A 15,327-nucleotide genomic window follows, 5' to 3' on the forward strand; every position below is an offset into this window, starting at 1 on the left:
CGAAATCTATCGATTGTGGTTGGTCGCAGTACCGAACGACAATCCTCTGCCAAACGACGCCCTGTGGTTATGGGTCCCGGCTTTCGCCGGGACGACATCTCGTGTGCCTTGGGACCTACGCTTATGACCCATCCGTCCGTCTACGCCAAAACCACGCCCGACAAGATCGCCTACCAGATGGCCGGGACCGGCAGGGCGATCACCTATCGCGAGCTCGACGAGCTCTCGAACCAGGGCGCAAACCTGTTCCGCTCGCTCGGCCTGAAGGCCGGCGACCACATCGCGCTCTTGATGGAAAACCGTCTCGCGTTCATGGAGATCTGCTGGGCCGCGCAACGCAGCGGGCTCTATTACACCGCCATCAGCCGCTATCTGAAGCAGGACGAGATCGACTACATCATCGGCGATTGCGGCGCCAAGGTCGTGATCACCACGCCGAAATGCGCCGACCAGATCAGGGCCCTGATCAAGGGGACCGCAGGCGAGCCGATCTTCTACATGGTCGACGAACCCCAGCCCGGCTTCCGCTCCTACGACAAGGAAGCGTCGGCACAGCCGACAACGCCGATTGCGGACGAGGTCGCCGGCTACGACATGCTGTATTCGTCCGGCACCACCGGCCGACCGAAGGGCATCAAGAGGGCCTTCGAAGGCAACAAGATCGACGTGCCGAACGCCTTCCTGCGCGTCCTCTGCGCCGACATGTGTGGCATGAATGCGGAGAGCACCTATCTCTCGCCGGCGCCGCTCTATCACGCGGCTCCGCTGCGCTTCAACATGATGGCGATCGTGCTGGGCGGCACCTCCATCATCATGGAGCATTTTGACGCCGAGGATTTTCTCAAGCTCGTCGAGAAGTACAAGGTCACGCAGTCACAGCTTGTACCGACCATGTTCGTGCGCATGCTGAAGCTGCCGGACGAGGTTCGCGGCAAGTACAACGTCTCCACGCTGAAGGGCGCGATCCACGCCGCTGCCCCCTGCCCTGTCGACGTCAAGGCAAAAATGATCGAATGGTGGGGACCGATCCTGATCGAGTATTACGCCGGCTCGGAAGGCAACGGCGTCACCGTCTGCAATTCGCAGCAATGGCTGGAGCATCGCGGCAGCGTCGGCCGCGCCGTGGTCGGCAAGATCAAGATCCTGGACGAGAACGACGAGGAGCAGCCGGTGGGCGAGATCGGCACGGTCTATTTCGCCGATGCGCCTGTTTTCACCTATCACAACGATCCAGAGAAAACGAAGAAGGCCTACAACGCCAAGGGTTGGTCGACGCTTGGCGACGTCGGCTACCTCGACAAGGACGGTTTTCTGTTCCTCACCGACCGCAAGTCCTACATGATCATCTCCGGCGGGGTGAACATCTACCCGCAGGAGACCGAGGACGTGCTCATCACTCACCCTGATATCGCCGACGTCGCCGTGTTCGGCGTGCCGAACGAGGAGATGGGCGAAGAGGTGAAGGCGGTGGTGCAGCCACACGACATGAGCCGCGCCGGCAAGGCGCTCGAAGCCGACCTGATCGCCTACTGCAAGACACGTCTCTCGGCGATCAAATGCCCGCGCTCGATCGATTTCGAAGCCGAGCTGCCGCGCACGCCGACGGGCAAGCTGGTGAAGCGGCATCTGCGCGACCGGTATTGGCCGAAGACGACGGCAAAGATTTAGCCACTTGCTTACCCTCCCCTGGAGGGGGAGGGTCGGCGCGAAGCGACGGGGTGGGGTGATCTCTCCACTCGGGCACTGTTCCACTCGGAGAGACTGTCACCCCGCCCCGCTGCGCATTCCGCTTCGCTGCATGCGCATCGACCCTCCCCCTCCAGGGGAGGGTGAAGCGGAGATTAATCAAACAAACTCGGCGTGTGGTTCACCAGCGCGCCTTCGATCTCGAGCATCTTCAGCTTCGTCACCACGCCGCCATTGGCCGAGAAGCCGCCGGGCTTGTTGCCGGCGGCCAGCACGCGATGGCAGGGCACGACGATCGGGCACGGGTTGCGGCCGAGCGCCTGACCGACATCGCGCGACAGCTGGACGCCGCCGAGCTGCTTGGCGATGTCGCCATAGGTGATGGTCTTGCCGGGCGGGATGGCGCGGGCGATCTCGTAGACGCCGCGGTTGAAGTCGGGCACGCCGTCGAGATCGAGCGGGATGTCGGTGAGATCGTCCGGCTCGCCCGCGAGCAATTTTGTGATGCGGTCGATCGCCTCTCGCACCTCGGCGGTCGGCTCTGCCTCGGTGGCGTCGGCATGGCGCTGGCTGATGCGGGTGCGGATCTTCTCCTCGCCGCCCATGGGCAGTTGCGTGCCGTTGATACCACGCGGGCCCCAGGCGATGGCACAGAGGCCGATCCTGGTGTCGAACAGGGCAAAATGCTGGTCGGTCATGACTTGGTTCCTGGCTTGCGCCCTCGTCGCATGCCCCCATTGTGATCCATGCCTAAATCTAGGCTTGGAAATAGTTGCGATCCACCCGGTTTCCGGGAATCTTGCACAGGAGTTCCTGCCCCCTCCCGCGAGCCCCGAATGCAAAGCCTCCACGTCAACGGATACGACATGCCCTATCTCGACGTGGGCGAAGACAGGAGCCGGCCGCCGCTGGTCTGTGTACATGGCTCGCTCAATGACTTCCGCGTCTGGGGCTGCGTGCTCGGACCGCTGACGCAGCGGCATCGGGTGATCGCCGTCAGCTTGCGGCACTTCTTCCCGGACCGCTGGGATGGCGTCGGCGACACCTATTCGATCGCCCAGCATGTCCAGGACGTCATCGCCTTCATCGAGAAGCTCGACGTCGGCCCGGTCGATCTGATGGGCCATTCCCGCGGCGGGCACATCTGCTTCCGCGTGGCACAGGCGCGCCCCGACCTGTTGCGGCGGCTGATCCTGGCCGAACCCGGCGGCGAGCTCGATGCGAGCCTCGATCCCGATTACGTCGGCGGCCCCTCGCCGCTGTTGGCGCGGTTCACGGCCTCGGCCGAGAAGATCGCGGCCGGCGATGTCGACGGCGGCCTTGCCGTCTTCGTGGACACGCTGGAGGGCGCCGGCACCTGGCCGCGGCTGCCGGCGATGGTGAAGCAGAATCTGCGCGACAACGCCTATACCCTGATCGGGCAGGTCCGCGACAACCGTCCGCCCTTCTTGAAGGCGGATGCGGAATCGATCAGGATGCCGACGCTGTTCATCCTGGGTGCGCGGACCAAAGGCCTGCTGCCAAAGGTGCTGCATGCGCTGGCCGCGCACGTACCCTATTCCAAGACGGCGATCATCCCGAACGCGACCCATCCGATGTTCGAGCAGGCGCCGCAAAAATACACCGAACTGGTTCTGGATTTCCTGGCGAGCTGATCATGCAGAGCTTTCGCGTCAACGGTTACGACATGGCCTATCTCGAAGTCGGCGACGGCCCGCCGCTGGTCTGCGTCCATGGCACGTTAGGTGATTTCCGCACCTGGTATTCAGTGCTCGGCCCGCTGTCGAAGTCCCATCGCGTCATCTCGGTCAGCCTGCGGCACTTCTTTCCCGAGCATTGGGACGCCGTCGGCGACGATTACAAGATGGCGCAGCACGTCGCGGACACGATCGCCTTCATCGAGCAGGTCAGACCCGGCCCGGTCGACCTGATGGGCCATTCGCGCGGCGGCCACATCGCGTTTCGCGTCGCGCAAGCGCGGCCTGACCTGCTGCGCAAGCTGGTGCTGGCCGAGCCGGGCGGCGATCTCGACGCCAGCCTGCCGGTGCCGGAAGGCACGCCCGCGCATCCGCCGCTCGCCGCGAAGACGGTGCGCTCGGTCGAGATGATCCGTGCCGGCGACATCGACGGCGCGCTGCAGAATTTCTACGAGGGCATCGAAGGCGACGGCTCGTGGCGGCGCGTGCCGGCGGCGGCGAAGCAACAGCTGCGCGACAACACGCTCACCTTCCTCGGCCAGATCAACGAGCAGCGCCGGTCCTACACGCTCGCGGATGCGCAGGCGATCAGGACACCGACGCTGCTGATCGGCGGCGGTGCGACCACCGGCAGCCTGTCGGTAATGTGGCGCGTGCTGGCCGAGCACATCGCGGGCAGCAAGACGGCGGTGATCGAGAATGCCGGCCACTGGATGTTCGAGCAGGCGCCGCTTGAGTTCGGCGAGGTCGTAAACAGGTTTCTGGCGGAGTAGCTTCTTCGCCTCTCCCCGCGTGCGGGGAGAGGAAAAAGAGCCTCACACCTTCCAGACACCCACCGGCATCTTGATCGTCGCATTCAGCCGGTTCCAGACGTTGATGGTCGCGATCGAGAGGATCAGGGTTGCGAGCTCGCGCTCGTCAAAATGCTTGGCGGCCTCGTTCCAGATCGCATCCGGCACCGGGTCCTCGCGATCGGCAAGGCGCGTGACGGCTTCGGTCAGCGCCAGCGCGGCGCGTTCGGCGTCGCTGAAATAGGGCGCGTCGCGCCAGGCCGAGACGGCGAACAAGCGCTCGTCGGTCTCGCCAGCCCTGCGGGCGATCTTCGGATGCATGTCGACACAGACACTGCAGCCGTTGATCTGGCTGGCGCGCAGGTGCACCAGTTCCAGGAGCTTTTCCGGCAGCCCCTGCTTGGTCAAATTGCCGAGGGATTGAAGGTGGTTCATGGCTTCAGGCAGGACCATGACGGGGTGGTTCATGCGCGCGTGCATCATCTTGCGTCTCCGTTTGAGAATTTCGAAGGTTCCGGTCACATCGGCCGGATTGGCTTCGTCATGGGCATGACGGATTGCGATGAGGGAATGTGACCGATGACCCAGAAAAACTTCGAAGAAAATTTTCTCAGCCGCCAGTTCGAGGCCAGCAGGGACCATTTGCGCGCGGTCGCCTACCGGATGCTGGGTTCCAGTGCCGAGGTCGACGATGCCGTGCAGGAGGCCTGGCTGCGGGTCAGCCGTTACGACACGTCCGATGTCGCGAACCTGCGCGGCTGGCTGACCACCGTGGTCGCGCGCATCTGCCTCGACATGCTGCGCGCGCGCAAATCGCGCCGCGAGGACCCGATGGGCCCGCACGTGCCCGAGCCGGTCGACGAGACGCGGGAGCGCGAGGCGGAGATGGCCGATTCCGTCGGCGCGGCCCTTCTCGTCGTGCTCGAGACATTGCAGCCGGCGGAACGGCTGGCCTTCGTGCTGCACGATATGTTCGCAGTCCCCTTCGAGGAGATCGCGCCGATCGTCGGACGCTCGGTCGACGCCTCACGGCAGCTTGCGAGCCGCGCACGTCGGCGCGTCCAGGGTGCGCCGGTGCCCGAGGCGCACATCTCGCACCAGCGCGCGATCGTCGATGCTTTCCTCAGGGCTTCGCGCGAGGGCAATTTCGAGGGCCTGCTGGCCCTGCTCGATCCCGACGTCGTGTTCCGTGCCGACCAGGCTGCGGTGCGGCTCGGCACGCTGCCGGAGATCCGCGGCGCGGATGCGGTCGCACAGCTCTACAAGGGCCGTGCGCAGGCTGCACGGACGGCGCTGGTCGATGGCGAGATCGGCGTCGCCGTCATCTTCGGCGAACGTCTGCGCATCGCGCTGCGCGTGACGTTCAACGGCGACCGGATCGCGGGGATCGAGGCGGTAGCCGATGCGGACCAGATCGCGACGATGGAGGTGGAGGTGCTGGAGCGCTAGCGGGACGTGGCATCGCGTCTTTCCGGATGCTAGGCTTTCCGCGCAATCGCGCGCGGTGCCAGCGCTCAAGACGCGAAAGGACGATTTCCATGACAGTCCGCTTCATTCCCCTGCTCGCCTTGTCCCTGCTCGGCCTCGCCGCCGGCAGCACCACCGCGCTTGCGGCCGCCGACGAAAAGCTGAAAGCCGCGGCCGAGCAGGAGAAGGCGCCGCTGATCGAGACCCTGCACGACATGGTGATGATCGAGAGCGGCAGCAGCGATGCCGACGGCCTGAAGAAGATGGCCGAATTCACCGAAGCGCGCCTGAAGGCGCTGGGCGCCACCATCGAGCGGCGCAAGACCACCGCGGGTACGGGCGCCGACATGGTGATCGCCACCTTCCAGGGCACCGGGTCGCGCAAGCTGATGCTGATCGCGCATATGGACACGGTCTATCAGCGCGGCATCCTCGCAAGCGAGCCGTACCGTATCGACGGCAACCGCATCTACGGCCCCGGCATCGCCGACGACAAGGGCGGCATTGCCGTGGTCCTGCATGCGCTCAAGATCCTGAAGGACGCCGGCTGGCAGGACTACGCCAGGCTCACCGTGTCCTTCAATCCGGATGAAGAGGTCGGCTCGATCGGGTCGGGCGAGATCATTGCCGAGCTCGCCGACCAGCACGACGTCGTGCTCTCCTGCGAACCGACGGTGGCCGCGCCGATCGCCAAGAATGACGGGCTGCTGCTGGGCGCGAGCGGCACTGCCACGGCGAAGATGGAGGTGAAGGGCCGCGCCTCGCATGCCGGCGCCGCGCCCGATCTGGGCCGCAACGCGCTGATCGAGCTCGCACATCAATTGCAGCAGACGAAGGACGTCGCCAAGTCGATCCCGGGCACGCAGCTCAACTGGACCACGGCGCAGGCGGGCACGGTGCGCAACCAGATTCCGGAAAAGGCCGAGGCCGGCGCCGACATCCGCCTGACCATCCCCGATGGCATCGCCAAATTGCAGGCGGCGCTCGACGCGAAGGTGAAGGACAAGTTCGTGCCCGACACCGAGACCACAGTGACGATCATTGCGGGCCGCCCGCCCTTCGTCGCCAGCGATCGCGGCCGCGCGCTCGCGCAGGAGGGGCAGGCGATCTATGCCGAGATCGACCGCAAGCTCGACATCGCCGAGATGACCGGCGGCGCCACCGACGCCGGCTATGCCAACCGCAGCGGCAAGGCGGTCGTGGTCGAGAGCTTTGGCCTCGCCGGCTTCGGCTATCACGCCCGGGACGAGTTCATCGACACCAACTCGATCGTGCCGCGGCTCTATCTGATGAGCCGGATACTGATCGAGCAGGGCAAGAAGAAGTAGGCGCCGGGGCCGGCCAAGCCATTTCGGCGAAAACAACCCCATGCACAGTAGACGGCCCTAGCGATATCAATGGCTTAGCGAGGCCAAAACGGCGGCTTGAGGTCCGCCTTGACGCCCTCCCCCTCCTGCGATACCTTCGAATACGGAATTCCGTATTCCCTTTTATGTCTCGGAGCTGCCGGCGTGATCCCTCTCGACCCGCTCCCGAACCTGATCGACCAGGTCTATGCGCGGATCCTGGAGGCGATCTCCGACCGCACGCTTCAGCCCGGCCAGCGCATCCGGCAGAACGAACTCGCCGACAAGCTCGGCGTGTCGCGCCAGCCGGTGTCGCATGCGCTGCATTTGTTGCACCGGCAGGGTCTCGTCGCCGAGAGCGGCCGTCGCGGCTTTGAAGTCACCCAGCTCGACCCCTCGCGCATCCGCCAGCTCTACGAGGTGCGCGGCGCCATCGATGCGCTGGCCGCCCGGCTCGCCGCTCAGCGCGCCGCAAGCGACGCGGCGGGACGCGCGCGGCTGGACGCGGCCCTCGCCGCCGGACGCCGCATCGACCGCAAGACTTCGCTCGCCGAGCTGATCGTGCTCGACGTCGATTTTCACCGCGCGATCTATCAGCTCGCGGGCAATCCCGTGATCGAGGAGACGATCGCGCCGCAATGGCCGCATATGCGCCGCTCGATGGCGACGGTGCTCTCCGAGCTCGATTATCGCGGCAGCGCGTGGGCCGAGCACGCGACGATTGCCGGACACATTCTCGCAGGCGATGCGAAAGCCGCCGAGCGCGCCGCGCTGGCGCATGCGCAGACGGCGGGACGGATGACCGAGGAGAGATTGAAGGCGACGGACGAGGCGGCGGCGTAGCCATTTGCGCGCCCGCCGTCATGCCCGGGCTTGTCCCGGGCATCCACGTTCTTCTCGCGAACGTGGAGCAAAGACGTGGATGGCCGGGTCAAGCCCGGCCATGACGAGAGAAAACAATGAAACAACCAAGGAGGAAGCGACCCATGAAACTGTCTCAGGAGCAATTGGAGTTCTTCCATCGCGAGGGCTGGCTGTTCCTCCCCGAATTGTTCAGCCAGGAGGAGGTCGACTTCCTCGCGCGCGAGGCTGTCGGCATCTATGACGCCGATCGGCCCGAGGTCTGGCGCGAGAAGAGCGGCGCGCCGCGCACGGCCTTTGCCGCGCATCTCTACAACGAGGCCTTCGGCATCCTGGGCGCGCATCCGCGCATGATCGACCCGGTCGAGCAATTGTTCGGCGAGCCGGTCTACATGCACCAGTTCAAGATCAACGCGAAATCGGCCTTCACCGGCGACGTCTGGCAATGGCACCAGGATTACGGCACCTGGAAGCGCGACGACGGCATGCCGGAGCCGCGCGCGATGAACATCGCGATCTTCCTCGACGAAGTCATGCCGATCAACGGCCCCCTGATGCTGGTGCCGCAGAGCCAGAATGCCGGCGATCTCCAGGCCTCGCATGACCTTGCGACGACCTCCTATCCGCTGTGGACGCTGGACGAAGAGACCGTGACGCGCCTCGTCAAGCAGGGCGGCATCGTCGCGCCCACAGGCAAGCCGGGCGGCATGCTGATGTTCCACGGCAATCTCGTGCATGGCTCGGCCGGCAACATCACGCCCTACCCGCGCAAGATCGTGTACCTGACGCTGAACGCGGTCTCGAACTACATCCGTACCCCGACGCGGCCTGAGTACATCGCGCATCGCGATTTTGCGCCGATCAAGACGGTGGACGACGATGCGCTGGTGCGGCTCGCACGTGCGCCGCGACAGGCGGCGGAGTAAGTTCTCACTGTCATTCCGGGGCGCGCCTTCTTGGGCGCGAGCCCGGAATCCATACTCCCGATCGTGGTTATGGATTCCGGGCTCGACGCTGCGCGTCGCCCCGGAATGACGAGCTTTGATTGTTGCGCTCAGGACATCCCCCATGAACCTCTTCCGCCTCCTCCAGGCCCGCGCGTCCGCCGGCAAGCCTGTCCGTGTCGCGCTGATCGGTGCCGGCAAGTTCGGCTCGATGTTTCTGGCGCAGGTGCCGCACACGCCGGGGTTGGAGGTGCCCATCATCGTCGATATCGATCGCGACCGTGCGCGCGAAGCCTGCCGCACCGTGGGCTGGGATGCGGAGCGCATCGCGGCCACTGTGTTTACCGACGACGGCGCACGCGCCATTGCGGGCGGCGCGATGGATGTTGTCGTTGAAGCGACCGGCAATCCGGCCGTCGGCATCAAGCACGCGCGCGCTGCGATCGCGGCGGGCAAGCATATCGTGATGGTCAATGTCGAGGCCGACGTGCTGGCGGGCCCGCTGCTCGCCGAGGAAGCACGGAAGGCGGGCGTGGTCTATTCGCTCGCTTATGGCGACCAGCCGGCGCTGACCGCCGAGATGGTCGACTGGGCGCGCGCCACCGGTTTTCGCGTGGTCGCAGCCGGCAAAGGGACAAAATATCTGCCGGCCTATCACGACGTGACACCTGACGGCGTCTGGCAGCACTATGGTCTCACCGCGGGCGAGGCACAGTCGGCCGGCATGAATCCGCAGATGTTCAACTCCTTCCTCGACGGCACCAAATCCGCGATCGAGATGGCCGCGATCGCCAATGCCTGTGCGCTCGACGTACCCGCGAACGGTTTGCTGTTTCCACCCTGCGGCGTCGACGATTTGCCACACGTCATGCGTCCCAGCGACAAGGGCGGCGTGCTGGAGCGGTCGGGCGTGGTGGAAGTCGTCTCCTCGCTCGAACGCGACGGCCGGCCGGTGTTTCGCGATCTGCGCTGGGGCGTCTATGTCGTGCTGGAGGCGCCGAACGATTATGCCGCCGATTGCTTCAGGCAATACGGCCTGAAGACCGACGGCAGCGGACGCTTCGCGGCGATGTACAAGCCGTACCATCTGATCGGGCTCGAGCTGAACATCTCGATCCTGTCGGCGGCGCTGCGGGGCGAGCCGACCGGCCAGCCCTATGGCTTCCGCGGCGACGTTGCCGCCGTGGCCAAGCGCAATCTGCGCGCCGGCGAGATGCTGGACGGCGAAGGCGGCTACACCGTGTGGGGCAAGCTGGTGCCGGCGGCCGCGAGCCTGCAGGCCGGCGCGCTGCCGATCGGGCTCGCGCATCGCCTCAAGCTGAAGCACGACGTCGCCCATGGCGAGATCGTGCGCTGGAGCGACGTCGAGTTCGACGCCAACAACGAGACGATCAAGACGCGAAAGGTAATGGAGACGGCATTCGCGAAATAGCGGCTAGAACTGCCCCGGTTGAGCGGGTGGACTGGGCCAATCCGATCGCAAATTGTTCGGATTATTCCTTGCGAACAAGTCCTGCCTTATAACGCCGCTCGGGCCGGCATCAATTGATGGTGGCATTCCGCGAATATCACGGGTTGGCGCGACTATGACGCCGGTCCGAACGACACAATTGGCGGGATAGCCAACGTGTCGGCAGTAAGTTGCAGCACTCGCGCCTGCATTGCTTCCAACTGAGAAGCCAATAATTAGCGACGCTGACAAGGCAATTGATCGCTTCATTCTTGCCTCCTGTAACTGATCCACGGGAGAGAATTATAGATGAAGTGTAGCTATGCCAAAGCGGTGAATGTTGAACCATGAGTTCGGCTTCTCGATCAAAAGCCGGCATCGGCCGCAGCCCGCGCCATGTCCAACCGTATGCGGACTCATGATCGCAGCAGGTTGCGTCCTATTCGACCACGATGGCCTTGGCTTCGGCCTCCTCGAAATTCTTGCGCTGGTCACAGCGATTGATAGCCCCGAGAAGCCAATGGCCGGGCCGAGCAGTGTCAGGATGGTCGCGAAGGATGACACCGGGATGCTCGTTCTGTTCGTGCTCGCCCAACGTGTCACGTCGATTTGATGTTTTGCGCGCAAAAAAAACGGGTACTGACACACGTGGCATCTTGCACCACGGTCCAACCGTAAGGAGCAATCCATGATAAATCTGAAAATTCTTGGTGCGGTCGTTGTTGTGGCATCTGCCCTGTCCAGCTCTGCTGTACAGGCGCAGTGGTACAACTCCAATCCGGACGCATGCCAAGCTGAATTCGCCAGCTGCACGGGTCTTGGAACGGGGACCACCCCCGACTATCGGGTTCGGCCATCAACTCGGCGAACGGCATATCGCCAGCCGGCAGCGGCGGACGCGACTGTCGGCAGCTGGGGCAATTCCTACGCCATGTCGCCCGGCATGTCGTACGGCGAGATGGGCTGGAACGGCAGCTGGAGTACGTATGCTGCCCGCAACGGCATCGTCTGCCGGCCCGGCACCTATTTCAAGGGTAGCGACGGCCTCCAGCATCTCTGCCAGTAGGTCATCTGCTCTGACGTTAAACAGCTCAGGCGGCCCCAAAGGGGCCGCCTGTTTTGTGCTGGCTTGTGGCTCTCGCCGAAATCAGCATCCAGATCGCGCGGTGGGTGCACTACTGGGTGTACGAACGACCCCGATCTCCGGATCGAGGTCGCGTACCGTCACCAGTGCTTCGAGCGGGCGGCGGGCCTTCGTGGTAACGATCTCTATGGAAGCAGCCGGCTATCTTTGGCTTGCTTGAACCACTTCCGGAACATGTCCTCGGTGTCCATCATCTCGGTGAAGCCGGCGCGGTTGATCTTCACGGTCGAGACGATCGAGGGCGGACCGGACTCGGTCTGGCCGTAGCGCATGCTGTAATCGGCGTATTGGAACGACAGGCCGACGAAGTCGGCGAGGTCCGGCGACACGAGGCCGTGCTTGCGTCGCAACGCGTCCCAAGAAGAGACCCAATTGGGAAACTCCTTGGCGAGCGATAGCGGGATCGGCTTGCCGGGCTTCATCTCCAGCGCGTCGGCCACCGCGGGCCAGATGTTTTCCCAGGTGAAGACATCGCCATTGGTGACGTTGAAGGCTTCGTTCTGTGCCGCGTTGGCCTCGCCCGACCAGGCGATCGCGCGCGCGAGGAGATCGACGTCGACGGCCTGCGCCACCCGCGCGGCGCCGCCGGGAAAGTCGAGCGGCCTGCCCTGCTCGCGCAGCATCGCGGCATAGACGCCGAGCGGCGGGATCAGATCCATGGCGCCCCCCATGGCGAGGCCGACGATGAGAACGGGGCGCAAGATGCTCCAGTGCCAGGCTTTCCCGGCCTGGAGCTCGCGCAGGAAATTTTCCTGCGCCCAATAAAAATTGGGCTGCTCGTACATCTCGGAGCGGCCTTCGCGCGCCGGCACCGTCAGGGGGCGAACGTGAACCCCGTAAGCCTTGGTGCCCTGCAACAGAGCGACATGCTTGAGGTCCGGCGCGACCGGCTCGAGCGCGGCCATCAAATTGCGCAGCATCAGATCATTGGTCTTGATCTGCTGCGGATCGCGCCAACCATCGACGAGCTGTGGCGCCTCGTAGAGCGCGGCGTAGATCAGATGGGTGGCGCCCTGAAGCTCGGCCGCGGCACGGCGGCAATCGGCTTCGCTAGTAAGGTCGATCGGGACGTGGCGGGCGCCGTAGAGGTGGCGCGGCTTGCGTCGCGACAGCGCCACAACTTCTGAAGGCTCGGATGTGCCGAAGTGTCGCAACGCGGCGTTGCCGACGAGACCGGTTGCCCCAGCGACCACGACCTTTTTGCCCGTCATGCGCGAGCCTCCCTTGTTGTTGCCTAATCGCGTAGCAGATCGCTGATGGTTCCGACTTGCGTCTGGCCCGCGTTCGCACTTGCGAGGAAGGCATCAGGCTTGATTATCGCAGGGCGTCCGGTCATCCTTGCTGACGGAACCGCAACGCTCGGCTTCCAGCAACAAGAGCCCATCAGGGCCATTCGGAAACGCTCAAACAAATCTTAACAAGAGAACGTCGATCCTCGACGAAGACAAGACGACAGCAAGATCGTTCCCTGGTCGATGCATCGACGCAATGGAAGGGATGCGCATGAAACGTCGTGATTTTCTGAAGGTGACAGGCGTCGGCCTGGCCGCGAGCACAGCAGTGGCTGCGCCCGCGATCGCGCAGTCGTCGCCCGAGGTCAGGTGGCGCTACGCCACGAGCTGGCCGAAAGCCCTCGATACGCTCTATGGCGGCTGCGAATATTTCTGCAAGCAGGTCGCCGACATTACCGACAACAAATTCCAGATCCAGCCTTTTGCGGCGGGCGAGATCGTCCCGGGCCTGCAGGTGCTCGACGCCGTGTCGAACGGCACGGTCGAGATCGGCAATACCGCGCTTTATTACTATTGGGGCAAGAACCCCGCATTCACGTTCGCAACCGCCCTTCCGTTCGGATTGAACACGCGCCAGCAGATTTCCTGGTTGCTGTGGGGCGGCGGACAGGATCTCGTCAACGACCTCCTGAAGGAGCACAACGTCTACGGCATCCCGACCGGATCGACCGGCGCGCAGATGGGCGGCTGGTTCAGGAAGGAGATCAAGACGGTCGACGACCTCAAGGGCCTGAAGATGCGTATCGGCGGCTTTGCCGGCACGATCCTCGCCAAGCTCGGCTGCGTGCCGCAGCAGCTCGCCGGCGGCGACATCTATCCGGCGCTGGAGAAGGGCACCATCGACGCGGCCGAATGGGTCGGTCCCTATGACGACGAGAAGCTCGGCTTCGCCAAGGTCGCGAAGTACTACTACTATCCCGGCTGGTGGGAAGGCACGAGCCAGGGCCACAACATCATGAACATCGAGAAGTGGAACGCGCTGCCCAAGCACTACCAGGCGGCGATCGACGCGGCGTCACGCGACACCTTCACCTGGATCACCGGCAAGTACGATGCGGTGAATGCTCCGGCGCTGAAGCGGCTGATCGTGAACGGTGCGATCCTCAGGGGCTTCCCGCAGGAGGTGCTCGAGGCCTGCTACAACACCGCCAACGAGATCTATGCGGACCTGTCCAAGACCAATCCGCATTTCGGCAAGATGCATGCGAGCATGACCGCGTTCAAAAATGACTCGTTACCTTGGACGCAGGTGGCCGAGCTGAGCTACGACAGCTTCATGGCGCGGATGCGGACCAAGACGTGAGGCGCTGAGCGGCTCACACGACTAAAGACGGAGAAGCCCCGGAGATGCTGCCATCTCCGGGGTTTTACGTGCTTTGGTTCTGGTTTCGGACCAAACCTGGTTGTCCCAATCGGCTTCGCAACTGCGAGCGTCCCGACGCCGCTTGATTATCGCGAAGCGACCAGTCATCCTGATGGCGGGAACCGCAACGTACGGGATCCACAAAGAGCCCTGAAGGGCCGTCGGACACGCTCACACCATCACCAAAGACAAGTTCGGTTCTCGGCGAAGCAAAAGACGACACGAAGATCGTTCCCTTAGTCGAGCAATCGGCACAACGGAGGGATACGCATGAAACGTCGTGAATTTCTGAAAGTGACAGGCGCTGGCCTGGCGGCAAGCACAGCGGTTGCTGCGCCGGCCATCGCGCAATCTTCGCCGGAAGTGAGATGGCGGCTCGCCGCGAGCTGGCCCAAGGCGCTCGATACGCTCTACGGCGGCTGCGAATATTTCTGCAAGCGCGTGGCCGAGGCCACCGACAACAAATTCCAGATCCAGCCGTTCGCGTCCGGCGAGATCGTGCCGGGCCTGCAGGTGCTCGATGCCGTCTCGAACGGCACGGTCGAGATGGGCAACACGGCGCTGTATTATTACTGGGGCAAGAACCCCGCCTTCACGTTCGGCACCTCGCTGCCGTTCGGACTGAACACGCGGGCGCATATCTCCTGGCTGCTGTTCGGCGGCGGCACGGAAATGCTCAACGACCTGCTGAAGGAATACAACACGGTCGGCATTCCCACCGGCTCGACCGGCGCCCAGATGGGCGGCTGGTTCCGGAAGGAGATCAAGTCGATGGAGGATTTCAGGGGACTGAAATTCCGCGTCGGCGGCTTCGCCGGCACGATCATCGCCAAGGTCGGCGGCGTGCCGCAGCAGATCGCGGGCGGCGACATCTATCCGGCGCTGGAGAAGGGCACGATCGACGCCGCCGAATGGGTCGGGCCCTATGACGACGAGAAGCTCGGCTTCGTGAAGGTCGCGAAATACTATTATTATCCGGGCTGGTGGGAAGGCACCGGCCAGGGCCACAACGTCATAAATCGCGACAAGTGGAACGCGCTGCCGAAGCACTATCAGGCCGTGGTCGAGATGGCGTCACGCGATACCTTCACCTGGGTCACCGGCAAATACGACTACGTCAACCCGTCTGCGTTGAAGCGCCTGCTGGTGGCCGGTGCGGTCCTGAAGCCGTTCCCGCAGGAAGTCCTGGAGGCCTGCTACAACGCCGCCAACGAGATCTACGCCGATCTCAGCAAGACCAATCCGCACTTCAACAAGATGTACACGAGCCTGTCGGCGTTCAGGAA

The 15,327-nt window shown here is 64.0% G+C and carries 15 protein-coding genes (1 of these 15 cut by a window edge); 12 read left to right on the forward strand and 3 right to left on the reverse strand.

Annotation, left to right across the window (positions count from 1 at the left end):
* The first annotated feature begins 123 nt into the window (after nucleotides 1-123).
* Entirely contained in the window at nucleotides 124-1,668 is a 1,545-nt protein-coding gene (locus AB7G19_RS37920; RefSeq protein ID WP_085398963.1) for an acyl-CoA synthetase, read from the forward strand.
* Between the two features lie 173 nt (nucleotides 1,669-1,841).
* Here AB7G19_RS37920 and AB7G19_RS37925 read toward each other — a convergent pair whose 3' ends face one another.
* Entirely contained in the window at nucleotides 1,842-2,384 is a 543-nt protein-coding gene (locus AB7G19_RS37925; protein ID WP_063985757.1) for a methylated-DNA--[protein]-cysteine S-methyltransferase, read from the reverse strand.
* A 138-nt stretch (nucleotides 2,385-2,522) separates the two neighbouring features.
* Between AB7G19_RS37925 and AB7G19_RS37930 the strand changes: the two genes are divergently transcribed.
* Together AB7G19_RS37930 and AB7G19_RS37935 are read left to right on the forward strand one after the other, a co-directional pair.
* Nucleotides 2,523-3,341, forward strand: coding sequence for an alpha/beta fold hydrolase (locus AB7G19_RS37930; protein WP_085401957.1), 819 nt, complete (start codon nucleotides 2,523-2,525; stop codon nucleotides 3,339-3,341).
* A gap of 2 nt (nucleotides 3,342-3,343) precedes the next feature.
* Nucleotides 3,344-4,156: an alpha/beta fold hydrolase gene (locus tag AB7G19_RS37935; RefSeq protein ID WP_135214785.1), complete on the forward strand. Its 813-nt coding sequence runs from the start codon at nucleotides 3,344-3,346 to the stop codon at nucleotides 4,154-4,156.
* A 42-nt stretch (nucleotides 4,157-4,198) separates the two neighbouring features.
* On the opposite strand, the gene AB7G19_RS37940 is transcribed toward AB7G19_RS37935, so the two are convergent.
* Nucleotides 4,199-4,654 (reverse strand): carboxymuconolactone decarboxylase family protein, encoded by a 456-nt coding sequence (locus AB7G19_RS37940; RefSeq protein WP_085401961.1) that lies wholly within the window; start codon nucleotides 4,652-4,654, stop codon nucleotides 4,199-4,201.
* Nucleotides 4,655-4,753: 99 nt separating this feature from the next.
* Here AB7G19_RS37940 and AB7G19_RS37945 point away from each other — a divergent pair, with 99 nt between their 5' ends.
* From AB7G19_RS37945 to AB7G19_RS37975, 7 genes are all read left to right on the forward strand, one after another.
* Nucleotides 4,754-5,623 carry a sigma-70 family RNA polymerase sigma factor gene (locus tag AB7G19_RS37945; RefSeq protein ID WP_085401955.1) on the forward strand — a complete coding sequence of 290 codons (870 nt, stop codon included), beginning with the start codon at nucleotides 4,754-4,756 and terminating at the stop codon, nucleotides 5,621-5,623.
* Nucleotides 5,624-5,712: 89 nt separating this feature from the next.
* On the forward strand, nucleotides 5,713-6,969 hold the full coding sequence (locus tag AB7G19_RS37950; RefSeq protein ID WP_085401954.1) for a M20/M25/M40 family metallo-hydrolase: 1,257 nt from the start codon (nucleotides 5,713-5,715) through the stop codon (nucleotides 6,967-6,969).
* A 183-nt stretch (nucleotides 6,970-7,152) separates the two neighbouring features.
* Nucleotides 7,153-7,830 (forward strand): GntR family transcriptional regulator, encoded by a 678-nt coding sequence (locus AB7G19_RS37955; protein WP_085401953.1) that lies wholly within the window; start codon nucleotides 7,153-7,155, stop codon nucleotides 7,828-7,830.
* A gap of 143 nt (nucleotides 7,831-7,973) precedes the next feature.
* Nucleotides 7,974-8,774 (forward strand): phytanoyl-CoA dioxygenase family protein, encoded by an 801-nt coding sequence (locus tag AB7G19_RS37960; RefSeq protein WP_085401952.1) that lies wholly within the window; start codon nucleotides 7,974-7,976, stop codon nucleotides 8,772-8,774.
* Between the two features lie 142 nt (nucleotides 8,775-8,916).
* Entirely contained in the window at nucleotides 8,917-10,224 is a 1,308-nt protein-coding gene (locus AB7G19_RS37965; protein WP_085401951.1) for an NAD(P)H-dependent oxidoreductase, read from the forward strand.
* 355 nt (nucleotides 10,225-10,579) lie between these two features.
* Nucleotides 10,580-10,855, forward strand: coding sequence for a hypothetical protein (locus AB7G19_RS37970; RefSeq protein ID WP_071909357.1), 276 nt, complete (start codon nucleotides 10,580-10,582; stop codon nucleotides 10,853-10,855).
* A 75-nt stretch (nucleotides 10,856-10,930) separates the two neighbouring features.
* Nucleotides 10,931-11,308, forward strand: a complete 378-nt coding sequence (locus AB7G19_RS37975) for a hypothetical protein (protein ID WP_085401950.1) — start codon at nucleotides 10,931-10,933, stop codon at nucleotides 11,306-11,308.
* A 203-nt stretch (nucleotides 11,309-11,511) separates the two neighbouring features.
* Here the strand turns inward: AB7G19_RS37975 and AB7G19_RS37980 are convergent, their stop codons facing one another.
* The gene (locus tag AB7G19_RS37980) at nucleotides 11,512-12,597 is read right to left on the reverse strand and encodes an SDR family oxidoreductase (protein WP_135214783.1); all 1,086 of its coding nucleotides are present in this window, start codon (nucleotides 12,595-12,597) and stop codon (nucleotides 11,512-11,514) included.
* A gap of 292 nt (nucleotides 12,598-12,889) precedes the next feature.
* On the opposite strand from AB7G19_RS37980, the gene AB7G19_RS37985 reads away from it, so the two are divergent.
* Both AB7G19_RS37985 and AB7G19_RS37990 read left to right on the forward strand, forming a co-directional pair.
* Nucleotides 12,890-13,981, forward strand: a complete 1,092-nt coding sequence (locus AB7G19_RS37985; RefSeq protein ID WP_063986726.1) for a TRAP transporter substrate-binding protein — start codon at nucleotides 12,890-12,892, stop codon at nucleotides 13,979-13,981.
* Nucleotides 13,982-14,311: 330 nt separating this feature from the next.
* Nucleotides 14,312-15,327 carry the 5' portion of a TRAP transporter substrate-binding protein gene (locus AB7G19_RS37990; RefSeq protein WP_063985767.1) on the forward strand. Its footprint extends 76 nt past the window's final position, so only the first 1,016 of its 1,092 coding nucleotides appear in the window; it begins with the start codon at nucleotides 14,312-14,314; the stop codon falls past the right edge of the window.

The sequence above is a fragment of the Bradyrhizobium sp. 215_C5_N1_1 genome, from assembly GCF_052075935.1.
In the GTDB taxonomy this organism is placed as follows: Bacteria; Pseudomonadota; Alphaproteobacteria; order Rhizobiales; family Xanthobacteraceae; genus Bradyrhizobium; species Bradyrhizobium barranii.

What these genes read in the sequence shown, in the direction of transcription:
- AB7G19_RS37985 (WP_063986726.1), top strand. Translation starts at nt 12,890, where the DNA reads ATGAAACGTCGTGATTTTCTGAAGGTGACAGGCGTCGGCCTGGCCGCG.
- AB7G19_RS37950 (WP_085401954.1), top strand. Translation starts at nt 5,713, where the DNA reads ATGACAGTCCGCTTCATTCCCCTGCTCGCCTTGTCCCTGCTCGGCCTC.
- AB7G19_RS37920 (WP_085398963.1), top strand. Translation starts at nt 124, where the DNA reads ATGACCCATCCGTCCGTCTACGCCAAAACCACGCCCGACAAGATCGCC.
- AB7G19_RS37980 (WP_135214783.1), bottom strand. Translation starts at nt 12,597, where the DNA reads ATGACGGGCAAAAAGGTCGTGGTCGCTGGGGCAACCGGTCTCGTCGGC.
- AB7G19_RS37925 (WP_063985757.1), bottom strand. Translation starts at nt 2,384, where the DNA reads ATGACCGACCAGCATTTTGCCCTGTTCGACACCAGGATCGGCCTCTGT.
- AB7G19_RS37960 (WP_085401952.1), top strand. Translation starts at nt 7,974, where the DNA reads ATGAAACTGTCTCAGGAGCAATTGGAGTTCTTCCATCGCGAGGGCTGG.
- AB7G19_RS37945 (WP_085401955.1), top strand. Translation starts at nt 4,754, where the DNA reads ATGACCCAGAAAAACTTCGAAGAAAATTTTCTCAGCCGCCAGTTCGAG.
- AB7G19_RS37975 (WP_085401950.1), top strand. Translation starts at nt 10,931, where the DNA reads ATGATAAATCTGAAAATTCTTGGTGCGGTCGTTGTTGTGGCATCTGCC.
- AB7G19_RS37940 (WP_085401961.1), bottom strand. Translation starts at nt 4,654, where the DNA reads ATGCACGCGCGCATGAACCACCCCGTCATGGTCCTGCCTGAAGCCATG.
- AB7G19_RS37930 (WP_085401957.1), top strand. Translation starts at nt 2,523, where the DNA reads ATGCAAAGCCTCCACGTCAACGGATACGACATGCCCTATCTCGACGTG.
- AB7G19_RS37965 (WP_085401951.1), top strand. Translation starts at nt 8,917, where the DNA reads ATGAACCTCTTCCGCCTCCTCCAGGCCCGCGCGTCCGCCGGCAAGCCT.
- AB7G19_RS37970 (WP_071909357.1), top strand. Translation starts at nt 10,580, where the DNA reads ATGTTGAACCATGAGTTCGGCTTCTCGATCAAAAGCCGGCATCGGCCG.
- AB7G19_RS37935 (WP_135214785.1), top strand. Translation starts at nt 3,344, where the DNA reads ATGCAGAGCTTTCGCGTCAACGGTTACGACATGGCCTATCTCGAAGTC.